The sequence below is a fragment of the Streptomyces sp. NPDC060027 genome (assembly GCF_042737005.1).
GTDB lineage: Bacteria > Actinomycetota > Actinomycetes > Streptomycetales > Streptomycetaceae > Streptomyces.
Genome location: NZ_JBHWVI010000022.1, coordinates 42350 through 66546, shown reverse-complemented (window position 1 = coordinate 66546; position 24197 = coordinate 42350). Strand labels below are relative to the sequence as shown.

16 protein-coding genes are annotated in these 24197 nt (G+C 68.7%); 3 read left to right on the top strand and 13 right to left on the bottom strand.

What is annotated here, in order from left to right; translation table 11 throughout:
* Positions 1–36: 36 nt before the first annotated feature.
* The 4 genes from ACFWBT_RS08620 to ACFWBT_RS08605 form a co-directional block, all read right to left on the bottom strand.
* Entirely contained in the window at positions 37–555 is a 519-nt protein-coding gene (locus tag ACFWBT_RS08620; protein WP_385697421.1) for a SixA phosphatase family protein, read from the bottom strand.
* Between the two features lie 334 nt (positions 556–889).
* Complete coding sequence (locus ACFWBT_RS08615) at positions 890–1105, bottom strand: hypothetical protein (protein ID WP_385697420.1); 216 nt, start codon at positions 1103–1105, stop codon at positions 890–892.
* Between the two features lie 266 nt (positions 1106–1371).
* Entirely contained in the window at positions 1372–1488 is a 117-nt protein-coding gene (locus ACFWBT_RS08610) for an SGM_5486 family transporter-associated protein (RefSeq protein ID WP_107441149.1), read from the bottom strand.
* Between the two features lie 72 nt (positions 1489–1560).
* Positions 1561–2859 carry a CynX/NimT family MFS transporter gene (locus ACFWBT_RS08605; protein WP_385697418.1) on the bottom strand — a complete coding sequence of 433 codons (1299 nt, stop codon included), beginning with the start codon at positions 2857–2859 and terminating at the stop codon, positions 1561–1563.
* 112 nt (positions 2860–2971) lie between these two features.
* On the opposite strand from ACFWBT_RS08605, the gene ACFWBT_RS08600 reads away from it, so the two are divergent.
* Positions 2972–3712, top strand: a complete 741-nt coding sequence (locus ACFWBT_RS08600) for a FadR/GntR family transcriptional regulator (RefSeq protein ID WP_385697416.1) — start codon at positions 2972–2974, stop codon at positions 3710–3712.
* 33 nt (positions 3713–3745) lie between these two features.
* Here the strand turns inward: ACFWBT_RS08600 and ACFWBT_RS08595 are convergent, their stop codons facing one another.
* The 6 genes from ACFWBT_RS08595 to ACFWBT_RS08570 form a co-directional block, all read right to left on the bottom strand.
* Complete coding sequence (locus tag ACFWBT_RS08595; RefSeq protein WP_385697414.1) at positions 3746–4102, bottom strand: hypothetical protein; 357 nt, start codon at positions 4100–4102, stop codon at positions 3746–3748.
* A gap of 154 nt (positions 4103–4256) precedes the next feature.
* Positions 4257–5024 (bottom strand): enoyl-ACP reductase FabI, encoded by a 768-nt coding sequence (gene fabI / locus ACFWBT_RS08590; RefSeq protein WP_385697413.1) that lies wholly within the window; start codon positions 5022–5024, stop codon positions 4257–4259.
* Positions 5025–5029: 5 nt separating this feature from the next.
* The gene (fabG, locus tag ACFWBT_RS08585) at positions 5030–5749 is read right to left on the bottom strand and encodes a 3-oxoacyl-[acyl-carrier-protein] reductase (RefSeq protein WP_385697412.1); all 720 of its coding nucleotides are present in this window, start codon (positions 5747–5749) and stop codon (positions 5030–5032) included.
* Positions 5750–5928: 179 nt separating this feature from the next.
* Complete coding sequence (locus tag ACFWBT_RS08580) at positions 5929–7224, bottom strand: McrC family protein (RefSeq protein ID WP_385697410.1); 1296 nt, start codon at positions 7222–7224, stop codon at positions 5929–5931.
* Positions 7221–9428 carry an McrB family protein gene (locus tag ACFWBT_RS08575; RefSeq protein WP_385697408.1) on the bottom strand — a complete coding sequence of 736 codons (2208 nt, stop codon included), beginning with the start codon at positions 9426–9428 and terminating at the stop codon, positions 7221–7223. The genes ACFWBT_RS08580 and ACFWBT_RS08575 overlap by 4 nt, the downstream gene beginning before the upstream one ends.
* A 197-nt stretch (positions 9429–9625) precedes the next feature.
* Positions 9626–10126 (bottom strand): ATP-binding protein, encoded by a 501-nt coding sequence (locus tag ACFWBT_RS08570; RefSeq protein WP_385697407.1) that lies wholly within the window; start codon positions 10124–10126, stop codon positions 9626–9628.
* A gap of 168 nt (positions 10127–10294) precedes the next feature.
* Here ACFWBT_RS08570 and ACFWBT_RS08565 point away from each other — a divergent pair, with 168 nt between their 5' ends.
* Both ACFWBT_RS08565 and ACFWBT_RS08560 read left to right on the top strand, forming a co-directional pair.
* Complete coding sequence (locus ACFWBT_RS08565) at positions 10295–11143, top strand: helix-turn-helix domain-containing protein (RefSeq protein WP_385697405.1); 849 nt, start codon at positions 10295–10297, stop codon at positions 11141–11143.
* Positions 11140–11340 (top strand): DUF397 domain-containing protein, encoded by a 201-nt coding sequence (locus ACFWBT_RS08560; protein ID WP_385697404.1) that lies wholly within the window; start codon positions 11140–11142, stop codon positions 11338–11340. Before ACFWBT_RS08565 ends, ACFWBT_RS08560 begins: the two co-directional genes overlap by 4 nt.
* 77 nt (positions 11341–11417) lie before the next feature.
* Here ACFWBT_RS08560 and ACFWBT_RS08555 read toward each other — a convergent pair whose 3' ends face one another.
* The 3 genes from ACFWBT_RS08555 to ACFWBT_RS08545 are packed head-to-tail and all read right to left on the bottom strand — an operon-like array spanning position 11418 to position 24096.
* Positions 11418–15821: an Eco57I restriction-modification methylase domain-containing protein gene (locus ACFWBT_RS08555; protein WP_385697402.1), complete on the bottom strand. Its 4404-nt coding sequence runs from the start codon at positions 15819–15821 to the stop codon at positions 11418–11420.
* Positions 15818–18853 carry a helicase-related protein gene (locus ACFWBT_RS08550; protein ID WP_385697400.1) on the bottom strand — a complete coding sequence of 1012 codons (3036 nt, stop codon included), beginning with the start codon at positions 18851–18853 and terminating at the stop codon, positions 15818–15820. Before ACFWBT_RS08550 ends, ACFWBT_RS08555 begins: the two co-directional genes overlap by 4 nt.
* Positions 18850–24096, bottom strand: coding sequence for a DEAD/DEAH box helicase (locus ACFWBT_RS08545; protein ID WP_385697398.1), 5247 nt, complete (start codon positions 24094–24096; stop codon positions 18850–18852). The genes ACFWBT_RS08550 and ACFWBT_RS08545 overlap by 4 nt, the downstream gene beginning before the upstream one ends.
* Positions 24097–24197 lie beyond the last annotated feature (101 nt).

The following is a 24197-nucleotide window of genomic DNA, read 5'->3' as shown; positions in this document are numbered from 1 at the left end:
GGGTGGTGCCGGGCCCCCGTCGACGTAGGGGTGGGTTCACTCCGTCGGCGCCCAGTAGTCGGTCAGGGCGGCCGATCCGGGCTCCAGGGATTTCCAGGGGCCGTCGAAGGAGAGCACCGCGAAAGCGGCGGTGTGGAAGCCATGGGCGGTCATCCGGGCGCGGGTGTCGCCCTCGGCCTTGCCCGCCAGAATGTCGGCGAGGCCGTGTACGCCAGGGTTGTGACCGATGAGGATCACGTTCGTCGCGTCGTCCGGGGTTTCGTTGAGCACGGCGATCAGTTCGCCGGGCGAGGCTTCGTAGAGCCGCTCCTCATAGACCGTTTTCGGCCGGTGCGGGAGCTCCTGGACGGCGTGCTTCCACGTCTCGCGGGTCCGGATCGCAGTGGAGCAGAGGGCCAGCTCGAAGGGGATGCCTGTGTCGGCCAGCCTGCGTCCGGCGACGGCCGCGTCCATGCGGCCCCGGTCGGCGAGCGGCCGCTCATGATCGGACATCTGCGGCCAGTCGGCTTTCGCATGCCGGAAGAGGACAATCCTGCGGGGTTCTGCGACGCTCATGCGTCCCAGCTTCGCACGAAACATGCCATGGGGCGCAGGGAGTTGATGCGCTCCCCCGACGGGGGTGACGCCCCGCCCCGTCAGGGGTGATGCCGTACCCCTTCAGGGGTGAAGCGGTCTGCCCGGGAGCGGGGCAGCGCCTGTCTTTGCGAAGGGCGCGGTTCGACGGGGGACGGTTCTGCGGCGGGCGGTGGTTCGGCGGCCGTACGGCCGTTTCGGCGCGGTCTGCCCTGGTGGCATGGCCTGCCGTGGCGAGCCGGTGACGTGCCCGGTGAGGCGAGTGGTGGGGCTCAGGGGCGCCCGGGGGTGCGACGGGGCGCGGGGCCGGCGCGGCTCACGGGGTGTTGTTCAGCACCGTCTGCTGGATACGTTCGAACACGTGCGTGATCGCCGGGTCGCTGCCCGCGGCATGCGCGTCCGCCGGGTTGAGGATCATGAGCAGCAGGGTGACGAAGGCGAGCACCGGCAGGGCGAGGGCCCACCAGCGCAGTCGGATGTCCACGCGGCCCGTGGTCGCCGGGTGGGGCCGGGTGTGCGTATGGGCCGACATGCCGCCTCCGTGAGTCTTCGAGTGGTCCCTGGGCCGCCTCTCGCGGCCACACCTCGAAACTACGGACTCCGCGGTCCTCAACCCATCCGGTGATCCACCCACTTGACCCTGACACTCGCCCCCTAGGGGACGGGGGGTTAGCCCCACCCCCCGGGCCCGAAGGCGGGTCGCCGTCGGGGCGACGTGTCCTGGAGGGGCGAGCGGGGCGTCACGGCAGGGATGCGGCGGCGGTCAGTGCGAGGCCGCCGGGCGCGGGGCTTCGCCGTTCACGGTGACGCGATGGACGCGATGATGCCGATGATCACCGTGATGGCCAGCATCGCGCCGAACACGAGCAGCAGCTTCTTCTGGCCGTTCTGGGGGTTCGGGTCGAGCACAGGCATGCGGCCATTCTCGCACCCCGGGTGCGCCCGGCCGCCGCCGGGGCCCGGTTCCCGGGCGGGCCGGGCCAGGGGTCAGCCCGCCGCCTCGTCCTCCACCGTGCGGTCGCGGCCCGCCAGGATGCCGACGCCGATCTGCGGAATCATCAGCGCCGCCATCATCGCGAGCGGCAGGCCCCAGCCGCCGCTGTGCTGGTAGAGCACGCCCACGAGCAGGGGGCCCGGGATCGAGAGCAGATAGCCGGTGCTCTGGGCGAACGCCGACAGCTTGGCGACGCCCGCGCCGGTCCGGGCCCTCATGCCGACCATGGTGAGGGCCAGCGGAAAGGCGCAGTTGGAGACGCCGAGCAGCAGGGCCCAGGCCCAGGCACCCGCCGCGGGTGCCAGGTAGAGGCCCGCGTAACCGGCGAGCCCGCAGACGCCGAGGGCGACCACGATGGGCCCCTGGTGGGGCAGGCGGGTGGCGAGGCGCGGGATGACGAAGGCCAGCGGCACGCCCATCACCATCGTGACGGCGAGGAGCAGTCCGGCGGTCCCGGCGGCGACGCCCGCGTCGCGGAAGATCTGTGCCATCCAGCCCATCGTGATGTAGGCGGCGGTGGCCTGGAGGCCGAAGAAGACGGCGAGCGCCCAGGCGGTACGGCTGCGGGTGATGCGCAGTCCGTCGGGCTCGTGCCGGGTGCTGCCGGCCCCGGCGGGCGCACGGTCGTCGGGGCGGGACGCGGCGCCCCGCACGCGTACCAGCGCGATCCACGGGAGGACGGCCGCCGCCGCGAGTCCGGCCCAGACCACGAGCCCGGACTGCCAGCCGCCTCCCAGGGCGCCGGTCATGGGGACGGTCACCGCGGCCGCGGCCGAGGTGCCGAGCGCGAGGGCCATCGAGTACAGACCCGTCATGGACCCGACCCGGTCGGGGAACCAGCGCTTGACGATGACCGGCATCAGGACGTTGCTGACGGCGATGCCCATGAGCGCGAGCGCGCTGGCGGCCAGGAAGCCGGCCGTGCCCCCGATGTACGGGCGCAGGGCCAGGCCCGTGGTGATGGCGACCATGCCCGCGCAGACGACGGTGGCGGGCCCGAAACGGCGGGCGAGCCGGGGTGCCATCACGCCGAAGACGGCGAAGCAGAGGGGCGGCACGGAGGTGAGCAGTCCGGCCGCGCTGCCGCTCATGCCGAGCCCGTCGCGCACTTCTTCGAGGAGGGCGCCGAGGCTGGTGATGGCCGGGCGCAGGTTGAGCGCGGTGAGGACGATGGCGACGACCACGAGCCGCGTCGTCCACGCGCGCGTGTCGGGCGTTCCGGGTGCCGAGCTCTCGGTGGAGCGACGTATCGCTGGGGACGTCATCGTCGTCCGGGTTTCCTCGGGGGCCATGCCCCCCATCATAGAATCATGGGATGATTGGCTGTCCAATCCCGCTGCGTTAATCTCCGGATCCTGTAGCCCGGCGCGAACGACCACACTCGGGCCCGTACGAAGGACCGTCATGCCGCTGAGCCATCCCCGCCGTTCGGCCCTGTCCGAGCAGGTCATCTCCGAGCTGCGGAACCAGATCACCTCGGGCGAGTGGCCGGTGGGCTCCCGTATCCCCACCGAGCCGGAGCTCGTCGATCAGCTCGGCGTCGCCCGCAACACGGTGCGCGAGGCGGTCCGGGCGCTCGCCCACAACGGGCTGCTGGACATCCGGCAGGGTTCCGGCACCTATGTCGTGGCGACCAGCGAGCTGGCGGGCGTGATGCACCGCCGGTTCGCGGACGCCGACCCGCGGCACATCGCCGAACTGCGTTCCACCCTGGAGTCGAGCGCCGCGCGGCTGGCCGCCGAGCGGCGCACCGAGCGCGATCTCAAGCAGCTGGACGCGCTCCTCGTACGCCGCGAGGAGGCCTGGGAGTCGGGCGACGCGGAGGCCTTCGTGGCCGCCGACGCGACCTTCCACATGGCGGTGGTGGCCGCGTCCCGCAACGACGTCATGACGGCGATGTACGCGGATCTGGGAGAGGTGCTGCGCGACTGGCTGCGCGAGGACGTCGGCAAGGAACTGACGCCGGAGACCTACATGGACCACGCGCGGCTCGTCGACGCGATCCGCACGGGCGACGCGGAGGCCGCGGCCACGGAGGCCGCGAGCTATCCGTTCCAGTGCCGGCCGGGACGGCCGGGCGGCCAGGGACAGCCGGGCGGCATCCGCCCCGGCGGCCGACCGTCAGGTCCCCAGCCGGGCAGCTGACCGTCAGGTCCTCCCCAGCCCGGCGGCTGACCGTCAGGTCCCGTGGGTGATCCAGGCCGCGCGGACCTCCTTCCAGCAGCGGCCCGTCAGCCTGACCGTCATCGCGGGCCCCACGTCGACCGGGGCGCTGTCGGTGTCGATGTCCCACCAGCGGGCGCACTCGATGTGCAGCCGGACGCGGTCGGTGTCCACATAGGGGTTGTGGCAGTACGCGACGACATGGGAGCCGGTGACCGTGGTCCGACACGCGGCACCGAACGGCTGGGGCGCGGCGGGCCGGGACCCCGCGTCCACGCTCACCACGCGCGGGTGGGGCATCGCGTCGTACGGCACGGCCATCACCAGAGCGACAGCGGCGAACACCGGAGCAAAGCGGCGGGACAGGCGCACAAGGGGACCTCCTCGGCCGTACGGCTGCGGGGCGGTGCGTCCTCCCAGCCTGCGGGCCACGGGGTCCGGGGCGCCCGGTCGAATGGGCCGAACGGGCGACGCCCCGCTCCCCGCGCGCTGCGGGAAACGGGGCGTCGATGCCGTGCGTGGGCGCTTACGCGCCGATGGCGTGCAGACCGCCGTCCACGTGGATGATCTCGCCCGTGGTCTTCGGGAACCAGTCGCTCAGCAGGGCGACGACGCCCTTGCCGGCCGGCTCCGGGTCCTTGAGGTCCCACTCCAGGGGCGCGCGGGTGTCCCACACCGAGGCGAGCTCGCCGAAGCCCGGGATGGACTTGGCGGCCATGGAGCCGATCGGGCCCGCCGAGATGAGGTTGCAGCGGATGTTCTGCTTGCCCAGGTCGCGCGCCATGTAGCGGCTGGTGGCCTCCAGGGCGGCCTTGGCCGGACCCATCCAGTCGTACTGCGGCCAGGCGTACTGCGCGTCGAAGGTGAGGCCGACGACGGAGCCGCCGCTCTGCATCAGCGGCAGGCAGGCCATGGTCAGCGACTTCAGGGAGAACGCCGAGACGTGCATGGCCGTGGCGACCGACTCGAACGGCGTGTTGAGGAAGTTGCCGCCGAGGGCGTCCTGCGGCGCGAAGCCGATGGAGTGCACGACGCCGTCGAGGCTGCCCAGCTCCTCGCCCACGACATCGGCGAGGCGGCCGAGGTGCTCGTCGTTGGTGACGTCGAGCTCGATGACCTTGGTGGGCTTCGGGAGCTTCCTGGCGATGCGCTCGGTCAGCGTGGGCCGCGGGAACGCGGTCAGGATGATCTCGGCGCCCTGCTCCTGGGCCAGCTTGGCGGTGTGGAAGGCGATGGAGGACTCCATCAGCACACCGGTGATGAGGACGCGCTTGCCCTCGAGAATTCCGCTCATGGTGATCAGTGACCCATTCCCAGTCCGCCGTCAACCGGGATGACGGCTCCAGTGATGTACGAGGCGTCGTCCGAGGCGAGGAACCGCACCGTCGCGGCGATCTCCTCGGGCTGCGCGTAGCGGCCCAGCGGCACCTGCGACACGATGTTCGCGCGCTGCTCGTCGGTGAGCGCCTGCGTCATGTCGGTGTCGACGAAGCCGGGCGCGACGACGTTGAAGGTGAGGTTGCGCGAGCCGAGTTCCCGGGCGAGCGAACGCGCGAAGCCGACAAGGGCGGCCTTGGACGCGGCGTAGTTCGCCTGCCCCGCGGAGCCGAGCAGGCCGACGACCGACGAGATGAGGACGACGCGGCCCTTCTTGGCCCGCAGCATGCCACGGTTGGCGCGCTTGACGACGCGGAAGGCGCCGGTGAGGTTCGTGTCGATGACCGAGGTGAAGTCCTCCTCGGACATGCGCATCAGCAGCTGGTCCTTGGTGATGCCGGCGTTGGCGACCAGGACCTCGACCGGGCCGTGCTCGGCCTCGATCTCCTTGTAGGCCTGCTCCACCTGCTCGGTGTCGGTGATGTCGCACTTGACCGCCAGGCACCCCAATTCCGTCAGGGCGGCCGGCGGCTCACCGGACCGGTACGTGATCGCGACCTTGTCGCCTGCGTCGGCGAATGCGCGGGCGATGGCGAGGCCGATGCCCCGGTTGCCTCCGGTGACGAGAACCGAGCGGCTCAACAGATCACCCTTTCGATAGCGGAATGAAACCCCTGCAATACAGGCGCCTTCCTCGAAAACCTATCGGTCCGCCCGGCCTCTCAGAGAATCGGGCACCGACAGTGGGTTCGGGTGCCTGCTGTCGGGTCTCTACAGAAAGCAGGGGCGGTACGGCCGAAAGGGCGCGCCCCGGTCCGCCGTCAGCTAGTTTCGCCCTGCCGGATGTTTGCGTGGGGAGGGCTGCCAACCGCAGCGCCTCGCGCGGCGTCCACGGACGCGGCGAGATCCGCAATGTCCACCGCAAGATCCCGCCAGGGGCGCGAGAGATCCACGACATGCCGCCAGATCCTCAGCCGCCCCTCCCCCACCGGCACCTCCACGAGGCTGGGTCTGCCCGAGGCGTACACGAGGTGGCCCTCGGCGAGTCCGAGGCGCACGCAGTACGCGGTCATTTGGTAGAGGTCGTCCCGTTGCGGCTTGGTCTTGAACTTGGCATCGAGGACGACGGCCTGTCGCAGTACTCCGTCACGCGGGGACGGCAGGTAGTGCACGAGGTCTGGCTTGAGTACATGCCTACCTGCGGCATCGAGAAAGAAGCTCCGATCCTGCGCTTCGGGCCTGCCTCCCACACGCAGGCGCAACGCCTCGCCGACCGCACGGGCGAGGTACGCCTCGAAGAGGCGCCACATGGTCACAAGCATCCCGTCGACGGCGATCTCGCGGCCGTCGAGTTCATACGAGGCGCCGCGCAGGACGAGTTCGGCGAGGACGAGTGCGTGCGCGTAACGGGCGTTGCGGCGGTCGAGGGTCCAACCGGGTGCGTGGGCTCCGGCAGGCAGGAGCCGGACTCCGTCCAAACGGGCTGTGAGTCGCTGAAGGGCGGAACGTGGGCCGGGTTCAAGGCCGGGGACGCGCAGAAGGCGGCGGGTGGCGGCGAGGAGGAGGCGGTTCTCCGGTATGTCGGGAGTGTGATCGTCGTACACGACTTCAAGCGGCACAGGGACCCCTGGTCTGCGGCGGAGCTGGTCCGCATGGCGGATGCGGCCGCGGACGACGGGCAGGGTTTCGTACGTCTCCCTGTAGTCGTGAAGAACGCCGTGGAGCAGAGCGCGGTCGGCAGCGGAGACGAAGGCGTACGCAAGGGCTGGGAGGAGGTCGGGGCGCGAGTCGGCGGTGACGGGACGCGGGTCGAAGGTGACACGTTCGGGGGCGTACGAGACGAGGTGGAGTAGTCGGTCGACGGGGACCTTGGGGGTGATGGTGAGCTGGAGGGTGCCCACTCCCGTGCCGAGGCGCACCGAGCCGACCTGATCCTTAGCCTTCAGCCGCCAACGGGTGGCGGTCTCCGGATGCATCTGGACCAGGCCGCCGTGAGCGGCGAGCGTCGCCACCTGGGCCGGGGCGAGCTCCCATGTGGTCCAGCCGCCGCCCTCCGGGAGCCGGATGTGCGCCGCCGCGTCCTGGCAGTCGCGGGGCTGGGTACGCCGATCGTTCACGAGTCCTCGGAGCCGGAGCCGTCGCCCGAGGGCGGCAGGATGCCGAGCCGTTCACGCAGACCCACGAGTCCGTAGACCTCTTCCACATCGGTGCCGTCGCCCCAGTGATGTTCGGTGAGGAGCGGAATGATCTGCGTCCTCCACAGGCGTTCGAGGGCGCCGTCGCCCGCGTGCGCGAGGTCCTGCATGAAGTACGAGGGGCCGACGCGAAAGGAACGGTCGCCGGGGCTGCCGTCGGCGAGGAGGCGGTTGATCTCGTCGAGGAGACGGACGTACGAGTCGTCGTACGTGGCCGGGTCCTCCCCTCGTTCCTCCGCCTGCTTCCGCAGCCAGGAACCCAGCACTCCGTTCACCGGCGGTGTGTCGGGGTGGAGTTCCATGAAGGAGAAGCGGCGGCGCATGGCCGCATCCATGTACGCCACCGAGCGGTCAACGGTGTTCATGGTGCCGAGGATGTAGAGGTTGGGTGGCAGGCGGAAGCCGCGGCCGTCGTCGGAGCCGTAGAGGAGGTGGACGCGCTCGGTGCGGTACTCCAGGAGGAAGTACAACTCGCCGAAGATTTTGGCGAGATGACCGCGGTTGATTTCGTCGATGACGAGGACGAACGCCTCGGCCGGGCGCCGTTCCGCTTCGTCGGCGAGCTTACGCAGCGGGCCCCGCACGAGGTCGTAGCCGAGCCCGCCGTCCGCGCCACCGTCTTGCTTGCTGCCCAGGCGAGGGCGGATGCCTTCGAAGAAGTCCTCATAGGCGTAGGCGGGGTGGAACTGGACGAGACGGACGTTGGTAGCACTGGAAGCGCCCGCCAGATGCCGGGCGAGGGCGAGCGCGGTGTAGGTCTTGCCGGTGCCGGGCGGGCCGTGGAAGATCAACTGCGGTGTGGCGCGCAGGAGTTCGACGCAGTCCTGAAGCCAGTAGGTGTCAGGCATGTGGAGTTTCGCTGCCAGTTCAGGGGTGGCGTCGGAAAGTTCCGCCGGCCCCTCGGATACGGGGGCGGTACGCGGCATGTCCCCGATCAGGGCGAGTACGGTCTCGGCGTACTCGGTGGCCTCGAAGACCTGGGAGTCCGCGTCCTGGACCACTCCGGAGAGTCCGGAGGGCAGGTCTTTGAGGAAGTCCAGGGGCTTGTTCAGGTTGCGCCACTCGACGGGCCGTTCCAGCTGTTCCGCCCCGTGAGCGGCTGGGCCGCTGACGACACCGACGTACGTCTCGAAGCCGTCGGTGGACAGCACGATGTCGCCCTCGCGCATCCGGTTGAGGAAGGCGTCCAGCTCGCGGGCGACGCTCTCCCGGCGGGCGGGCGAGGTGGTGGGGAGCGCGGTGTCGACGGCCCTTCGGACGCTGTCCGGGTCGTGGGCTCCCACGGTCGGGGGCTGAAATCCCGTGGTGAGAGTGACCACCGAGTGCTCGCGCCACGGCCCCCGGATGAGGGGAACAGCCGTCTTGGCGTCCGTGCCCCGGATGATCCACAACTGACGGGGCAGCTCCTGATCGACCTCGGCTTCATCGGCCGGCTGCTTGGCCGCGATCAGCGCCTCCCACACAGGCATCCGCCGGTCGAGGAGCGCGCGGACGGTGTCCAGGCTGGTCCGGGCGGTGTCGAGGACGCCCTCGCCTTCCAGGAGGTTGCGCCAAGTGTCGCGTTCATGGGGCAGCAGGGGTAGACCGGCGCCGGCTTCCCCGTCCTTTCCAAGAGCGAGGTGCCAGCCCAGCGGACGGGTTCCCAACAGCGCCGGCCCCAGGACGTTGAAGTCCACAGCGAACTCATGGGCCACCTCCTCCAGCACCGTCCAGGAGCCACTGTCGACGAGCTGCTCCAAAGCGGTCGCGGCCGCAGCACACGCAGGCTGACGCTCCCACTGCCGGTACCGACTGCGCATCTCAAGGTTGTAGTCCACCGGGTCCGGCCACCGGCGGAGGGCGTCCTGACCAATTCCTGTCAGCTGCCAGCGGCGCCCGCCCCGGTACAGCCAACCCACCTTGCCCAGGTTGATCGCGTACCGGTTCACATAGTCCTTGAAGGGCGTGCTGTTCTGCTGAGGAGACTCGTCGAGAGCGTCACGCCAGTCCGTCGTCAACCGCGGGTCCTCCGCGAGAACCCGTTCCCACAGCGGCCCGAACCGCATGCCGTCTTGGAGTGCGTCCCGCTCAAGGATCGTGGCGGCGGTGTGCAGGGCACGGGCCACGACGGTGGTGATACTGGGCACGGCGTCCATTCCTCGCAGGGTACGGGCATGACGTCGCCGTCCGTACGAGCGTGGGACCGGGCGGCTCCAGACCGGATGCCGATCAGCCGAGGCCGACCGACGTCCCCCGTGATGACAGGGCGTTCACTCCCGTCAACACGGCGTGACCTTGCAACCCTACCCCGTACCCCTGACATATGCCGAAGCTTCCAACCTGCCTATCCCGGTGGATTGTTGAGCAGTCCGCCCGGCGTCGACTCCGGCTCCGGCCCCCGCACCGCTTCCCGTCGCAGGACATACTCCGCCCATACGGTCTTGCCCGGCCCCTGTCGTTCATCCACGCCCCAGCGCGCGGCCAGGGCCCCTACGAGGAGCAGGCCCCGGCTGCCGTCGAGGGCCCCGCCTTCGGGCCTGGATGGATTCGGTCGCCCTGGGTGAGTGTCCAACACCTCGACGCGTACGACACCGGTGGCGACGTCGTAATGAAGGCGGAGCTCGAAGTCCCGCCCGGGGACCTGCCCGTGCAGGGCGGCATTCGAGGCGAGTTCGGCGACGAGGAGGGTCACGGTGTCGGAGGCCGGGCCGCCGTACGGCACGCCCCACAGGTCGAGCAGGAGCGTGGTCAGTCGGCGCGCGAGCCGCGCCCCGCGCCGTGTGGCGGAGAACCGTTGAACGAACACACTTACGGTAACGGCCTCTTGGGCCTGTGGTGCTGGCATGCGTCCAGCGTTCCGGCTCTTCGCACCTCGCCAACAGGCACGACACCCATACAGATGCTGCTGTATCAGTGCACACTCTGGACTGGGCGAGTAACGCACCGTGACCATGAGCGGATTAGGCAGATCGGGCAGGGCTCGGTGGGAACGTGAGCACGGGAGGCGCGCGCGATGGCAGTGGACGACAACGGAGGCGGCACGAGCAGTGAACCCGAACTCTCCGACAGTCTCAAGACCTTCGGCGCGGTCCTCAAGGCCCTACGGGAGGAATCCGGTCTCACACAGGAGGAGTTCGCTGTGCGGGTGCGGTACTCGACCGCGTACATCGCCAAGATCGAGCAGGGCAAGCGGTTCCCGCCAACCGATCTGCCCTCACGAGTCGAGGATGTGCTCGGGACGGTCTCAGTCAAGGTCCTCACGGCGGCGGCGAGGAGCCTGACACGGAGGGCGGGGCTGGCTTCCTGGTTCCGGCAGTGGGCGGGGATCGAGGAGGAGGCGATCTCCTTGTACGCGTATGAGTGTCGGGCGGTTCCGGGGTTGTTGCAGCCGGAGGCTTACATCCGGGCGGCCTTTGACCGGCGGTTGCCACCGGTGACGGAGGAACAACTCGAACGCGAGGTCGCGGCTCGGTTGGACCGCCAGCAGCTCCTCACCCAGATGCCGAACACAGCCTTCAGCTTCATCATCGAACAGAGCATCCTGGAGCGGCGGATGGGCGGCGCCGTTGTGACCAGGCGGGTCGTCGAGCACTTCCTGGCGGTCGGCACTAGGCGCAACGTCGAGATCCAGATCATGCCCATCCTGCAGGAGGATCACAGCGGAATCGACGGTCAGATGTACCTGGCTGAGACTCCCAGTCACCAGTGGGTCGGCTACACCGAAGGGCAGCGGTCGAGCACTCTGATCTCTGCGCCCAAAGACGTGAGCGTGCTGCTCCAGCGCTATGGCAAGCTGCGTTCACAGGCCCTGGACTGCCGGGCTACGGTGAGCCTGCTGGAACAGATGCGAGGAGCGCTATGAGCACTACCGATCAGCTGAGCTGGTTCAAGAGCAGCTTCAGCGGCAGCGAGGGCGACAACTGCGTCGAGGTCGCTCTGCGCCCCGAGAGTGTCCATATCCGCGACTCCAAGGACATAGGGATCCGCACGATCGTCGTCGCGCCGGGCCCCTGGTCAGCGTTCACTGCCCTGGCGGCGAAATCGTCGCTGGACAGCTGAGTCCGAGCCGTACGGGATGTACGCGGGCGGGTGCGGAAGTGGCTTCCGCACCCGCCCGGTTGCTTGTGCCCCGCTCGTTACTCCTTCTCGTTCTCGTCAAACATGCCGAGCAGGTCCAGCTGTATGTCGACGCCCTCGACCTCGTCCAGGCCGAACAGGCCCCCGCCCAGCTGATCAGGGGTGGCCTTGCGGCGCCCCTTCTTCTTGGCCGGATCCGCCCGGCGCTTCGGCGGGCCTCCGGCGGGGGTGACGCGGGTAAGCGGGCTCGCGCCTGAGGGATGACGCGGGCCGTTCGCGGGCAGCGGGGTAAGGGACTCGTGCGCGAAGGGACGGCCCTCGGCCATCGCCTCGTAGACGCGGACGATCTCCCTGTTCGTGGCCTCGAAAAGCCCAGGCTGATTATTCTTGAACGCTCGGAAGCTGTCCAGAACGAGATCCACATCCGCGCGCTTGATCCCATACAGGTGGAAGTATGCAGCGTCCAGCTCTGCGCGAATCAGGAAACGCCGCTGATCATTCCAGACGAAGGGCGGCCCGTCATCACCGAGGTACTTCGCCCAGGGGGCCATTTCATAGGAGGTGTAGGTAAGTTCAAGAACTCGGGGACGGATCCAGTCGGCTAGGGAGATCTCTGAGCTCCAAGGAACCGAGAGATCGTATGTGGCGGGCGGCAGGACGGGAAGCTGTTCAAGCACGAAATACACCAGGGATGCACCTGTGTACTTCTGCTTGGCCATGAAGTCCAGCACTCTGCTATTCAGGTTAGCCAGCAACTGTTCCGGCGCCCTTGAAGGGAACATCAACGGAAACTTGTGACCTACTGCTGTCCTCGGTAGCACCGACGCGATCACCGTTCGCTCGTCCGACCATCGGCAGACGTCACGCCAGCCCATCAGCCAGCCATGCGTCCAGGCCTGGCGCGGCTTGGTCAGGTCTTCGGCAAGACTGTCCTCGACCTCGCTTTCAGCGACCCAGCGCCGAGGCAGAGGCACGGCCGTGGGGTCTTGGTGAGCTTCGGAGTCGAGTCGGGGCAGAGTTCCCTTATTGATTTGCGCCTGAGTCGCGTTCTCGTACGTGGCGAAGCGGCTGTCGTAGTGGTGAAGCATCCGCCCCTCATACAGCGGGAGGTAGCGGGCCGTGCCATCCGTGAACACCGTGCCCGAACGCGAGTGATCGCCAACTAGAGACTCCGACTTGCGGTAGCTCTTAGTGTCTTCGCACATACGCATGAAAGGCGCCGATCCCAGTCGCCATGGGTCTGCAGGCCCACCACTGACGTGCCGTCGCAGCAGTGGCACCGATTCGTGAACAGATTCCAATACCCGCAGATGCTCATCACTCTCGCAAGCAGGCGCCGTCCGAGTGTTCGGGTTGATCTGCTTGAACCCCTCCTCGTCCAGTGTGAACTCCCGCGCATCCAGCTGATCCGGGCGACGGGCCCGGAAAGCCAAGCGCACAACCTGATAGCGCTCGGCAAGATCGCGACCCGCCATGGTGAACAGGCAGAATGCCATCCGGTTGGTAACCGCCGGAAACAGCTTCTCCTCGTTCTCCATGTCCAGCACCGCCACCATCTGATGCCGCTCGACCAAGTCCGAGAAGAACCCCGCCGTGGTCTTGTCCGTAGCGATGCCCGTGGGCAGAACCAGCCCCGCCATCCCCTTCGGTCCGATCAGCTGCCGTGCCTTCTCCGCGAAGACCGCGTACGTGTTCACGTCGCCGAAGCCGGTCTTCGGGAACAGGCCCGACTTCCGGTACATGATGACCTGCCCCTTGGACTCCCGCTGGTCGAACTGATACTCCACGTACAGCTGACGGTCGCCCTCGTTGGGCTCACCGTCCTCGTACACGCTGTGCGCGAGATCCTCGATCATGCGGTCGCGGATGCTGGCCGTGTCCGCCGCGGCGATGCGCTCGTCCCGCGCCGCGAACCACTCCTTCTTCTGGATTTTGACGCGCTCCCACGGCGGGTTCCCGAGGACCGCATCGAAGCCGCCCTGCCAGCCGGCGTCCGGATTGGCGTTGTCGGCGTCCAGGTCCTCCACGCGGAAGACGCGGGGGAACTCCAGGTGCCAGTGGAAAAACTGGTTACGGCGGACGATGTCGGCGAGCATCAGCTCGGCGTCCTCGTCGTCGAACTTGCCGCCCTTCTCAACAGCACGGAGTACGTCCGTCGTGATGGCGGCGGGCGTGTCCTTGCGCTTGGGCCAGAGGAAAGACGCGCACCACACGTCCGCGACCCTCTTCATGTGCCGCAGCTCGGGCCGGTTCTCGAACTGCCGGTGCAACCGGGCGTGCTGGCGTACCTCGGCGAGGCTGTGATCCCTGACCTTGGCGACCTTCTCGGCCTCTTCACGCACGGTAGCCGTGCTGGTACGGACGACAGCTGCCCTGCCCAGTTCGAGTTTCTGTTGACGACCGTATTCTTTTTCGTTCTGCTGGCGCAGTGACGTGACGACCGACTGCTCGTCACCCTCCAGCTTCTCGAAGGCCCCGTCCGGGATGCCCGCCTCCAGCCGGGCCGGCGTCGCCCCCAGCAGCGCGTTGCCGGTCTTGATGCGGTCGTCGAGGTAGGCGAGCGGCTCACCGGGGGTGAGGGACTCCAACCACAGTGACACCTTGGCGAGTTCGGCGGCGAGGGGGTTGAGGTCGACGCCGTGGACACAGTGGCGTACAACCCTGGCCATCGCCTCGCGAACACGTTCGGGGGCGGGCTGGGACTCGCCGTGCACCATCTGCGCATACCGCAGCGCGATACGCCGGGCCGCGGCGACCAGGACGTGGCCCGAACCACAGGACGGATCCACGAAGTTGATCTGGAGCAGGTGGTCGGGGATACCCGAGGCCTCGTACTGCTTTATGACCGGGTCGAGGGCGTTGTCGAGGAGCTTCTCGATCAGGACGGCCGGGGTGTAGTACGAGCCGGTCAGTTTCCGCTTATTGCCCGCGACGAGGTCCTTGAGCTCGAAGATCTCATTGTCGGCCTCGCGGGCCGGTACGAGCTCCAGGAGGGACTCGTAGACGCTGCCCAGCTCCTCGGCACCGAGGTGGCGGTAGTCGACGCGGGTGGTGCGGCCCTTCTCCTTGATCCGGGAGAGCAGGCGCACGGCCTCCAGAAGTCGCTCGTTGGGCAGCTTCGCCGCGCGCAGCGGCTCGGCTCCGCCGGGCAGACGGGTGGGACGGGCGTCCTGGTCGACCTCGCTCGGGTCGGGGAGGTAGTAGAGGCCGCCGAGTCCTGGGAGCGCCAGCGTGGGTTCTCCGCCATCGCGGCCGAGGGCGTTCAGGACATGCTTGAGCCCTTCCCACAGGTCGATATTGTGGTCGCCCTTGCGGCGGGAGGCGATGCGGCGCAAGCGGGCGGTCGAGAAGTAAAGCGTGTAGCGCTCGCGGGCCGCCTGATTTGCCTTCACCTCGGCCTTGGTGGCCTTGGGGCCGGGTCGTTCAAGGAGGGCGTCGCGGTCCTCGGCGACGAAGAGGAAAATCAACTGGTAGGCAAGGCGCAGCAGTTCATGGTGGAAGTCGTCGAGGGCGCGGCGCCCGCCCACGGTGATCGCGTCGGTGAGGTCCGGGTTGTTCTGGAGGAATCCCGTACCGAGGATGGTCAGTGCCTTCGCAACCTGGTCACGCAGCAGGTTGCGGGAGCGGATGCCGGTCTCGACGGCGAAGTTGCGCCACCACTCCAGGCGGCAGTCCGCCGGAGTGAGCGGGGCCTCGTCGGCCGTCGTGGCGTCGGCGTCTTCCTCGCCCGCCAGCTCCTCGTCTTCCTCCTCGTCCTCGGCAGTGGTCGCCCCTCGGCGCTTCTTCTCCGGTTTGGGCACCAGTTCCAGGCGGGAGGCGTGCAGCAGCGCGTACATCAGCAGGAAGTCGGAGAAGTCGCCGCCTCCGAAGATCGCTTCGAGGTCGAACTCGACGTACGCCGAACCGACGAGCGCGGTGGAGTCGCGCAGCAGGCGCAGGACCCGACCGTTGGAGAGGATGCCCCACAGGTGGTCGGGAGAGGCGTTGAGCAGCTCCTGCATCATCGACTGGGGAGCACGGGAACTGCCCGCCGACAAGCGGTCGAGCGGGGTGGTCCAGCCGAGGAGGTGGATGGGGACGTGATCCTGCCAGTCGTGGCTGACCTGGTATGGGTCCCGTCCAGGCAGCGTGATGCCGCCGCGTCGAGCGGCGAGGCGGCCGTAGCCCAGCTCCTCCAGAATTGTCAGGAGCCAGACACGGGTCGCCTTCGTGGGGTCGACCTTGCCGTCGAGTTCCTTCAGCTCCTCCTGGAGGGAGGTGTACGCGGCGCGCAGCGCGTTCCACTTGCGGCTGGCGGCATCCTCGATGCGTACGCCGCGCCCGAGTCCATAGTCGGCGGGGGCGCTGCCGGGCAGTTCGGGGTCGCCGGAGCGGATCTTGCCGAGGAGGTCGGCTGAGAGCAGGCCGCCCTCGACGCGTACGGCAGGTGAGGCGGGGAGGCGGTCGGGTGCGAGGGCGGTCACCGGTCTCCTCCGGGGGCGGTCTGCTGGGCGGCTGGGGCGTTCAGGTACACGTACACGCCGAGCTGGTCGGGCTCACCGGACGGCTCGACGCCGATACGGCGTACGGCGGCGGCGCCACGCTCGCGGCCCCGCTGACCGGCGGCCTCGCGGACCCTCTGGTGGGCTTCACGCAGCCTGTCGGCGAGGAGTCGGCCACGCGCGGAAAGGTGGTCGCGCACCTCGTCGTCGTCGAGTTCCGCGGTGGCGCGGGCGGCCTGCTGATCGCGCAAAGCGGGCAGGGTGTTGCTGTCGGGTGTGGCGGTGAGCAGGGCGGCAGTCTCCTCGTCGGACAGCCAGACGCGTTCGCCGTCATCGCCGGTGCGCCAGGCGACGATCTGGGCGTCGTCGGCGACCAGAACCCGCGGATCTTCTCCTGCCTCGCGCGGGGGCAGAGTGAGGCGGAAGCGATAGCGGGCGAGCAGCAGGACGGTACGGCGGTCCACGGCCGCAGTGCGGATCACGCCGAGGCGTCGGGCTGGGCGCTCCTCGGCCGGCAGGCTGGTGTCGACGGCCGCGTCGAGGAGGTAGCGGGCGAGGGCGCGTACGGCCGGATCGGTGCGGAAGAGGGCGTGCTCGCCGCGGGCGACCGGGAGGTCCTCCCGGAAGACAAGGTCGCGGGGAACCGATCGGGAGCGTCCCTTGGCCTTGGCCTTGGGAGCCCCGCCCGGCGCGGCGGTCTGATCGACGTCCTCGTAGAAGCCGAGGGCGTGCTTGAGGCCGGTTGGCAACGGGTCAACCGGAGCCTTGAAGCCGCGGTCGCGGGGGTCACCGATCGGCTGGGCGCCCAGCTGGGCCAGGGCCTCGCGGGTGAACGTGACAATGTCGCCGGGGTCGCCCAACGCCTGTCGCAGTGCGTCGAGTTCGGCCTCCACCTCCTCCGGGCGCAGCCCGGTGTGGGCGAACTTGGTGAGCACTTTCGACTCGCGCTCGGCCGCCGACTCCCACTCCTTGTGCAGGGCTTCGCGGGCGCGGCCGAAGTCGGGGTCCTCCTCGAAGTCCAGAGTGAGCTGGCCCTCGGGCTGCTTGCCGCGCAGCAGCACTGCGCTGGCGAGGGCTTCGAGGACGCCCCGGCCCTGGTCGGGGACGAGGACGGCCACGCCGGTCTGGTCGGCGATGTCCTTGTGCTTCTGGATGAGAACCTTCAGGACGAGGCCGTCGATGCCGGTGTCGGTGTCGTAGACGGTGATCTCGCGGACGCGGCGGCGCGGCTGGCCGAAGCGGTCGACGCGGCCCGCGCGCTGGAGATGGCGGGTCGGGTTCCACGACAGGTCGTAGTGGATGACAGCGCCGAAGTGGTCCTGGAGGTTGACGCCTTCGGAGAGGCAGTCGGTGGCGACCAGCACGTGCCGGCCGCGCCGGGCGGTGAGTGCGTCCACCCGCGCCTGGCGAGCGTCGGGGTGGAGGGTGCCGGTGACCGCCTCGACGCTCGCGCTGCGTCCCAGCTCCTCCTTGAGATACTTGGCGACGTACTCGGCGGTCGGAATGTAGTGGCAGAAGACGATCGGGTCGTAGCCGTCGACCAGCTGCCGCTTGACCCGGTCGACGAGTATGCGCAGCTTGGCGTCGGTCTCGGGTCCGACGAGGGCGTCCGCCCGCTCGGCGAAGGCGGCGAGGGCCTTGGCTTCTACCTTGCGGCGCTTGACCTCATCTGCACGAACGTGCTGGGGCTCCCGCGTCGTCTCCGGCTCGTCCGAGAGGGATCCGGGGACCAAGTCCATGCCCTCGGCGGTCTCGTCGTCGGAGAGCTCGAAGGCGGCGGCCTGACCCAGTTTCACGGCCTCGGCCTTGCTGCGGGTGCCGGCGACGATCGAACGGGTGCGCAGGGTCGCGGCGGCCGCGGCAGGCGAGGACAGGACGCAGCGCAGCAGGGTGAGCGCCGTCCACCAGGACATGTGCTGCTGCTGGTCCCCGCCGGGGTGACGTACCTGCTGGCGCGTGTAGGCGATGATGTCGGCGACGAAGCGGGCGTAGTCGGTGTCGAGCCGGTAGAGCGCGTCCTGGGTGTCCCGGTCCTCGGGGAAGGGCGTGTCCTGACCGACGTACCGCTTGATGTCGTGACGGCGGCGCTGCACGAAATGGCGGGCCAACCGGTCGCGGTCCGCGGATCGGCTGGTGTCCAGAGTGCGCAGCGAGGGGTCAAGGAGGCCCGTGAGCTTGGAGAATGCCTGGGGGTCTCCGCTGTGCGGGGTCGCGGTGACCAGGATCAGGTGGCGGTCGCGCTCCTTGCGGTCGGCGAGTGCCGACAACAGTTCGTAGCGTTTCTGCGGCTCGTCGCCACTGCCGGCGCCGACGCAGGTGTGGGCCTCGTCGACGATGAGCAGGTCGGGGCAGTGGCGGCTGAACGCGTCACGGCGCTCGTCCTGCTTGATGAAGTCGGTGGACACGACCGTCACCGGATAGTGGTCGAAGATCGACCGATTGGGATCGTCGATCGCTTTCTGCAGACGCGCGGCGGTGGACGGCAGCACCAACTCCGCCTCCATGCCGAACTTGTCGCGCAGCTCGCGCTGCCACTGCTCGGCGAGCGAGGGCGAGCACAGCACGGTCATGTTCCGTGCGGAACCCTGTTCCATGAGTTCCCTGGCGATCAGCGCGGACTCGATGGTCTTACCGATACCAACGTCGTCGCCGATGAGGAGACGTACGGGGTCCATGCGCAGGGCCATCATCAGCGGGACCAGCTGGTACTGGCGGGGCTGTACCGCGACCGAGGCCAGTGAGCGGAAGGGGCCCGCGCCGGCCGTGGAGGCGATCCGTAGGGCTGTGCGCAGCAGCGAGGCGGAGGCGAAGTCGCCGGCCTCACCGGACTGGGGTTGTGGACGGCCGAAGCCCGGCTCGCCGACCTCTCCTGGGAAGAGCGCCGCGACGAACTCGCGGTCTCCGTCGAGAGGTTGGGCGAGGACCAGCTCTTCGGTGGTGCCGGGCAGCACGACCCAGTCCCGGTCCCGGGCGCGGATGAGTGTGCCGGGGGCGCGCCCGGTGGCAGTGCTCATCGGTCGCCTCCCCTGTGGTCGCGGCCGATACCGAAGACGTCCGGGTATGCGCGCACGGTGTCCTTCCAGTCGGGTTCGGCTCCGGCTCTGATCACCAGCCAGCCGTCGTCCATCATGCGGTACTCGTCCTGTTTGGTGAGCTGACGAGCTCCGTCGTGCTCCAGGAACACGGCGACTTCGGCACCGGCGAGGTGATAGACCACGTCCGCGACAGGGGTGGCCGTCTCGTCGGGGAGGCGGTGGCCGTTGTCGGCAAGGAGGCGCAGGAACGCCTCGACGGGCGTGTCCGGCGTGGCCCGTTCCTGCAGTTCTGCAAGCGGTACGGGCGCCGTCGAGGCCCGCGGACGGGAGCCGTCGCCCGTACGGGACGCGGCGAGCGCGACCAGCAACGGCGCGGCACGATGGCGATCGATCTGCTTGTGGAATCCCTGGTTGGAGTAGGACAACAAGCAGTCGTAGCAGCCCAGTTCGCAGCGCTCAGCCGCGCCCTCAGCTCGGTCGAGGTCCTTGCCGTCCTCATCGTAGTGAATGATCCGCAGGGCTTCCTGCGCCACCCGTGCCAGGGCGCGCTCGTCGTCGTACAGGCGGCGCAGCACGCCCGCGCCGCCCTCGGCGCTCTCGACGAACAGCGTCCGCCCGTGCCTCTCGGCGTCCGGGAGGTTCTCGCTCTCCAACTCGGAGTCCTCCAGCTGGAAATGCGCCTCGATGCCGCGCTCCAGGGCGTAACGCAGCGACACGGCGGTGATGTCGTCCACCGGCTCGGCCAACCGCAGCACGGCGATGTTCTTGGTGTCCTGGGCATAGGGGATGACCTGGAGGGTGCGCTGGGCCCGGTCGAAGGAGGCCAGGGACTCCTCCTCCGCCGACTCCTCGTCCATACGGGCCGCCTTGCCCTCCGAAAGCCATCTGCCACTGACCGGATCGAGCCAGAAGCCCTGACCTGAACGGTCCTTGCCGTCGCGCTTGCGGTAGCCGAGGTTGAGGACGCGCACGCTCGCCGAGTCGCCGTAGGCCACCTCGGCGAGTGGGGCTCCCTCGGCGCTGCATACCGGGGCCTCGTACGCACCGCCCGGGGCATACCGGTAGACGGTCCGCAGATGGAAGCCGCGCTTGAGGCGTTCCTCCTCATCCGACGAGATACGGCGGCGCGGCTCGGCGTGCACCTGGGTGAGCTGCATCAGCTTCGGCAGGGTGCGGTGGAGCGGGACGTCACAGTTCTCGCAGCGGTCGGCACCCTCGGCCCGGTCGTGCCAGTAGCCGCACGCCTCGCAGAGCCGTATGTCGCTGGTCGCGACCTGTCCTGGACGGTCACCCATCGGGACGGTCACACGATCGATGGTGTAGCGGTTGCCTTCGTGGTAGATCAGCGCACCCGGTCCGAACTCACCGACGGCGATGAAACGCGGGCGCTGGATGTACGTGCCGTTGCGCTGCCCGTACTTGCCGGCCGAACGCTCTCCGGGCACGTACGCAGCGAGCGGCAGCCGAGGGAAGGAGTAGCCCGGCAGGAAACCCTCAGAGGCGAAGTAGCGGTAGGTGTAGAAGTCGCTGTACGACTCGCTGTCGGCCTCGTTGCGCAGCAACTTCAGTTGGTTCTCGGCCTCTGCGCGCCGGCCGGCCGCACGGTCGCGGTCCCTGCGGCTGAGCGAGAGGTCGTTGGCACGGCGGTGCTGCTGCTCGACCTCGGTACGGGCTGTGCGGTAGAGGCGGCGCCAACGCTCGCACGCAGCGTCGATGCTTCCCAGCGCTTGGCGTACCGTGCGCTCGACCCACCCCTCGTACCACCAGGAGGCGTTCGAGAGTTCGTCGTGGAGGGGGGCAAGGACTCCGGTTGCCCGGCTGATGGCGCGCAACCGGACGGGCTCGCTGTCCAAGGCACCCCGCACCTGCGACAGCAGATCCAGCGGCCACCGGCCCGACTCGCCCGCGGTCTCGGCGTCCAGCACGTCGGTGAGACGGCTGCCCAGGTGAACGCCCGTCTCGGCGAGCCAGATCGAGTGAACGTGGGAGCGGATCAGTTCCTCGTTGGCGAGGTCGAGGCGCGGTGGAGTGACACTGCCGGACACCATGAGTCCGGGGCGCCGGAAGTAGTACTGGTCATGCGGGGAGCCCGTGGAGCAATAGGTGGTGACGAGTGCGGGCTGTCCGCTGCGGCCCGCGCGGCCGGAGCGCTGCGCATAGTTGGCCGGGGTCGGCGGGACATTACGCATGCCGACCGCGTTCAACTCGGCGATGTCGACGCCCAGTTCCATGGTCGGAGAACAGTAGAGGATGTCCAGGTCGCCATTGCGGAACGCCTTCTCGCGGACGAGACGGGTCTGGGCGTCGACCTGCGCGGTGTGCTCGTGCGCCTTGATACCGGTGAGCCCGGCGGCTCCGTCGCGGTAGAGGTCGCGGAAATACGGATTGACCCGGACGTCGGCGTCCGCGTCGGTCACCTTGCGCACCGGGTCGGGCTCGGGTCTGGTGCCGTCGCCCCGCAGCCAACGTAGCGCGGACGCACGCAGCTGATGGGCGAGGGAACCGTCGCGCTCCTCCTGGACAGCGACGAGCAGACCGCATTCACGCAGCACCCGCATCAGGTCACGGATGACCGTGTCGGCATCGGCGACCGGGATCCGCTTGCCAGCCTGACCAGGCAAGGCGGCGAACTGGCCGATGCGGCGCAAATAGCGGCCGTAGCCGCCGAGACCGCTGAAATGCACCGCGTCTGCCGCCGTGCCGGTCTGTCCTCGGCCCGCGTAGGCCAGACGCGAGCGGACACGCGGCTCACGCCTGGACAGTGCCCAGGGGTTGACGAGATGGGCCTCGCTGATGCTGCCAAGACGATCGAAGCCCTCCTGAGTGAGGCACTCCACCTCCACCGCGAGAGAACGGCGCACTTCGTCGAGGAGGTCGCGAGCCAACTGCTCGCGGTGGGCGGCCGTGTCGCCGGTGAGCAGAGGGTGGCAGCCCTCCCAGCACTCGGCGGTGGCGGCGATCTCGGGCAGGTCGGTGTACTCGAAGCGCAGGAGACCTGTCTGGGACAGGTTGGGCATGGTGACACGCCAGCCGCGCTCCAGGTCGGCGTAGACGCGGTAAGCGAGCAGTTCACGCAGGGCGGAGTGGGCGAGATCGCGCTGGTGGAACTTGGCTCCCGGAACCCTGGCATAGGTCTCCATCGGGAGGCTCAAGGCGTCGAACACGGCCTGGGGCAGGCGATCGAAGGCCAACCCGCGCTCCCCCGCCGTGTCCAGCGCGCGGTACAGGGCGCCGCGGACCTGTGTGACAAGGGCGAAGTCGTTGAAGTGCCCGGCCTGAAGGCTGGCGTCCTGCCGGTTGTCGACGAAGGTGAGAAGCTTGCGCGCCTTCTTCTTCAGCTCCGGCTGGGCACGCAAGGAACGCACGACACGAGAGCTGATCAGCGAGACCGCGGAGCTGCGGCCCTCCGCTGAGAAGGTACCCAGCTTGGCAAGATCCTTGAGCCGCAACTGCTCATACGAGGTACGGCAGTGCAAGCAGAAGCGGAACGGCGCACCGACCCACCAGGCGCGCAGGCCAGTACCAGGTTCGGTCATCCGGCCGTCCGGGCCGATCCACATCTCCTCAGGCAGGTCTCCGGTTCGGGCCTTGAGCACCGATGACCGACCGTCGTCGTCCGTCTCGACCCAGCTGGCGGGGAGGCGCCGGAACACGGCGTCCTGATCGTGCTCGTCGGGCCACGGCCGGTCATCGCTGACATACAGAAAGCCGTCACCTTCGGAGGCGGGCGCGTCCGGGTCCTCACGGGCCTCGAAGAGTTTGCCTTCGTGTTCGTCGGGGCGGGTGACCACCAGGTACTCCTTGCCGCAGTCACGGCAGAAGTGCAGGGGAACGAGCGGCTTGTCCGGGTGGTCGGGGACACGGGTCTGGTACTGGCTGGTCAGGTGACGGCCGCCCGGCGGTTCGAAGCTGACATAGACGGTGTCGCCCTTTGACAGGAACTGATGCAGCCGGAAGGCGAACAGCGGCCTGCCGAGTTCGGGGTGCCTGGCGTTCGCTCCGGCACGCAGTACCGCCTCAATGGCCCGGCGGCAGACCTCGGCGGACTCCCTGCTCGCCTCGGCCAGCAGGTCCCCGGCCTGGGGAATGGTGAGAGGGGGGCGGCGGATGAGCCGCCCGCCGGTCTTCTCCACGTCGAGACCGACGGTGTCCTCCACCCAGACGGCGAGAGGATCGCGGCGCAGGGTGTCGTAGTCGGCGGGGAGTTCGGCAGGAGTGGCGGCTGCACGCCGCACGGCGTCGGCGAGGGGCGAGCGGGGGTGGATTCCGGGCTCCGCGTCGGAACCGGGGTCGGTCGAACGCTCCAGGGTCTCGCCGATGACGCGATCAGGACGGATCTTCGTACCGAAAAGGCGGGTGGCGACCTCAGAGATGTCTTCTTGGGCCTCGGCGAACGTGTCGGCCGTGGCCATGGTCGCCGAGGTGCCGATGCACTGGAGGTCCGGCGCCTCGCAGGCGTCTCGCAGCCGGCGGACGAGGAGAGCGACGTCGGCTCCCTGGCGACCTCGGTAGGTGTGCAGTTCATCGAGAGCGAGGAAACGGAGGCCACGGGCCGCGCCGATCAGCTCTCGCCGCTCGTCGGGGCGAGTGAGGAGGTACTCCAGCATCACGTAGTTGGTAAGCAGGATGTCCGGCTTGTTCCGCAGGACCTGGAGTTTGCGCTCGCTGTTTTCCTGACCGGTGTAGCGGGCGAACGTCACCTTGCGGCGGTCTTCGGGAACACCCCACTGGAGATAACGCTCCAGCTCGTCGACCTGGCTGTTGGCCAGCGCGTTCATGGGGTAGACGACGATCGCCGAGATCCCGTCGGGGTTCGAGTTCTTCAGCACGTGGTCGACGATCGGCACGATATAGGTCAGGCTCTTGCCCGAGCCCGTGCCCGTGGTCAGCACGTAGGAGTCTCGGCTGTTGGCTGCCGCGATGGCCTCGCGCTGGTGCTGATGAAGGGAGAGAGTGCGGCTGCCCGGGTCGTCCTCGTGTTCCTTGTGCCGGAAGTAGTCCCGGCACAGCTCGTGGAGAAGGCCAGCCTCGCACAACTCGGCGACCGTGCCACCACTGCGGAAGGTGGGGTTCAGAGCGAGTTTGGGGTCGGGCCAGCGAGTCTTGCGCTTCTTCTCTTCGGCGAGGTGGTTCTCGATCTTCGAGTCCCTCACGGCGACCAGCGAGCTGGTGAAAGCCTCGTACTCGGCGATGAGGTCGTGATGGACACCGAAGACATCCATGGTCGACTGGCCCCCTTGAATCCGTTTACTCACGCGTCGTGCCCCGAACTGATGACCATGTGTCGCGGACGACGGACGCAACCGAGCCAGCCTACTGTCCC

What these genes read in the sequence shown, in the direction of transcription:
- ACFWBT_RS08620 (WP_385697421.1), bottom strand. Translation starts at nt 555, where the DNA reads ATGAGCGTCGCAGAACCCCGCAGGATTGTCCTCTTCCGGCATGCGAAA.
- ACFWBT_RS08615 (WP_385697420.1), bottom strand. Translation starts at nt 1,105, where the DNA reads ATGTCGGCCCATACGCACACCCGGCCCCACCCGGCGACCACGGGCCGC.
- ACFWBT_RS08610 (WP_107441149.1), bottom strand. Translation starts at nt 1,488, where the DNA reads ATGCCTGTGCTCGACCCGAACCCCCAGAACGGCCAGAAGAAGCTGCTG.
- ACFWBT_RS08605 (WP_385697418.1), bottom strand. Translation starts at nt 2,859, where the DNA reads ATGGCCCCCGAGGAAACCCGGACGACGATGACGTCCCCAGCGATACGT.
- ACFWBT_RS08600 (WP_385697416.1), top strand. Translation starts at nt 2,972, where the DNA reads ATGCCGCTGAGCCATCCCCGCCGTTCGGCCCTGTCCGAGCAGGTCATC.
- fabI (WP_385697413.1), bottom strand. Translation starts at nt 5,024, where the DNA reads ATGAGCGGAATTCTCGAGGGCAAGCGCGTCCTCATCACCGGTGTGCTG.
- ACFWBT_RS08570 (WP_385697407.1), bottom strand. Translation starts at nt 10,126, where the DNA reads ATGCCAGCACCACAGGCCCAAGAGGCCGTTACCGTAAGTGTGTTCGTT.
- ACFWBT_RS08565 (WP_385697405.1), top strand. Translation starts at nt 10,295, where the DNA reads ATGGCAGTGGACGACAACGGAGGCGGCACGAGCAGTGAACCCGAACTC.
- ACFWBT_RS08560 (WP_385697404.1), top strand. Translation starts at nt 11,140, where the DNA reads ATGAGCACTACCGATCAGCTGAGCTGGTTCAAGAGCAGCTTCAGCGGC.
- ACFWBT_RS08550 (WP_385697400.1), bottom strand. Translation starts at nt 18,853, where the DNA reads ATGAGCACTGCCACCGGGCGCGCCCCCGGCACACTCATCCGCGCCCGG.
- ACFWBT_RS08545 (WP_385697398.1), bottom strand. Translation starts at nt 24,096, where the DNA reads ATGGATGTCTTCGGTGTCCATCACGACCTCATCGCCGAGTACGAGGCT.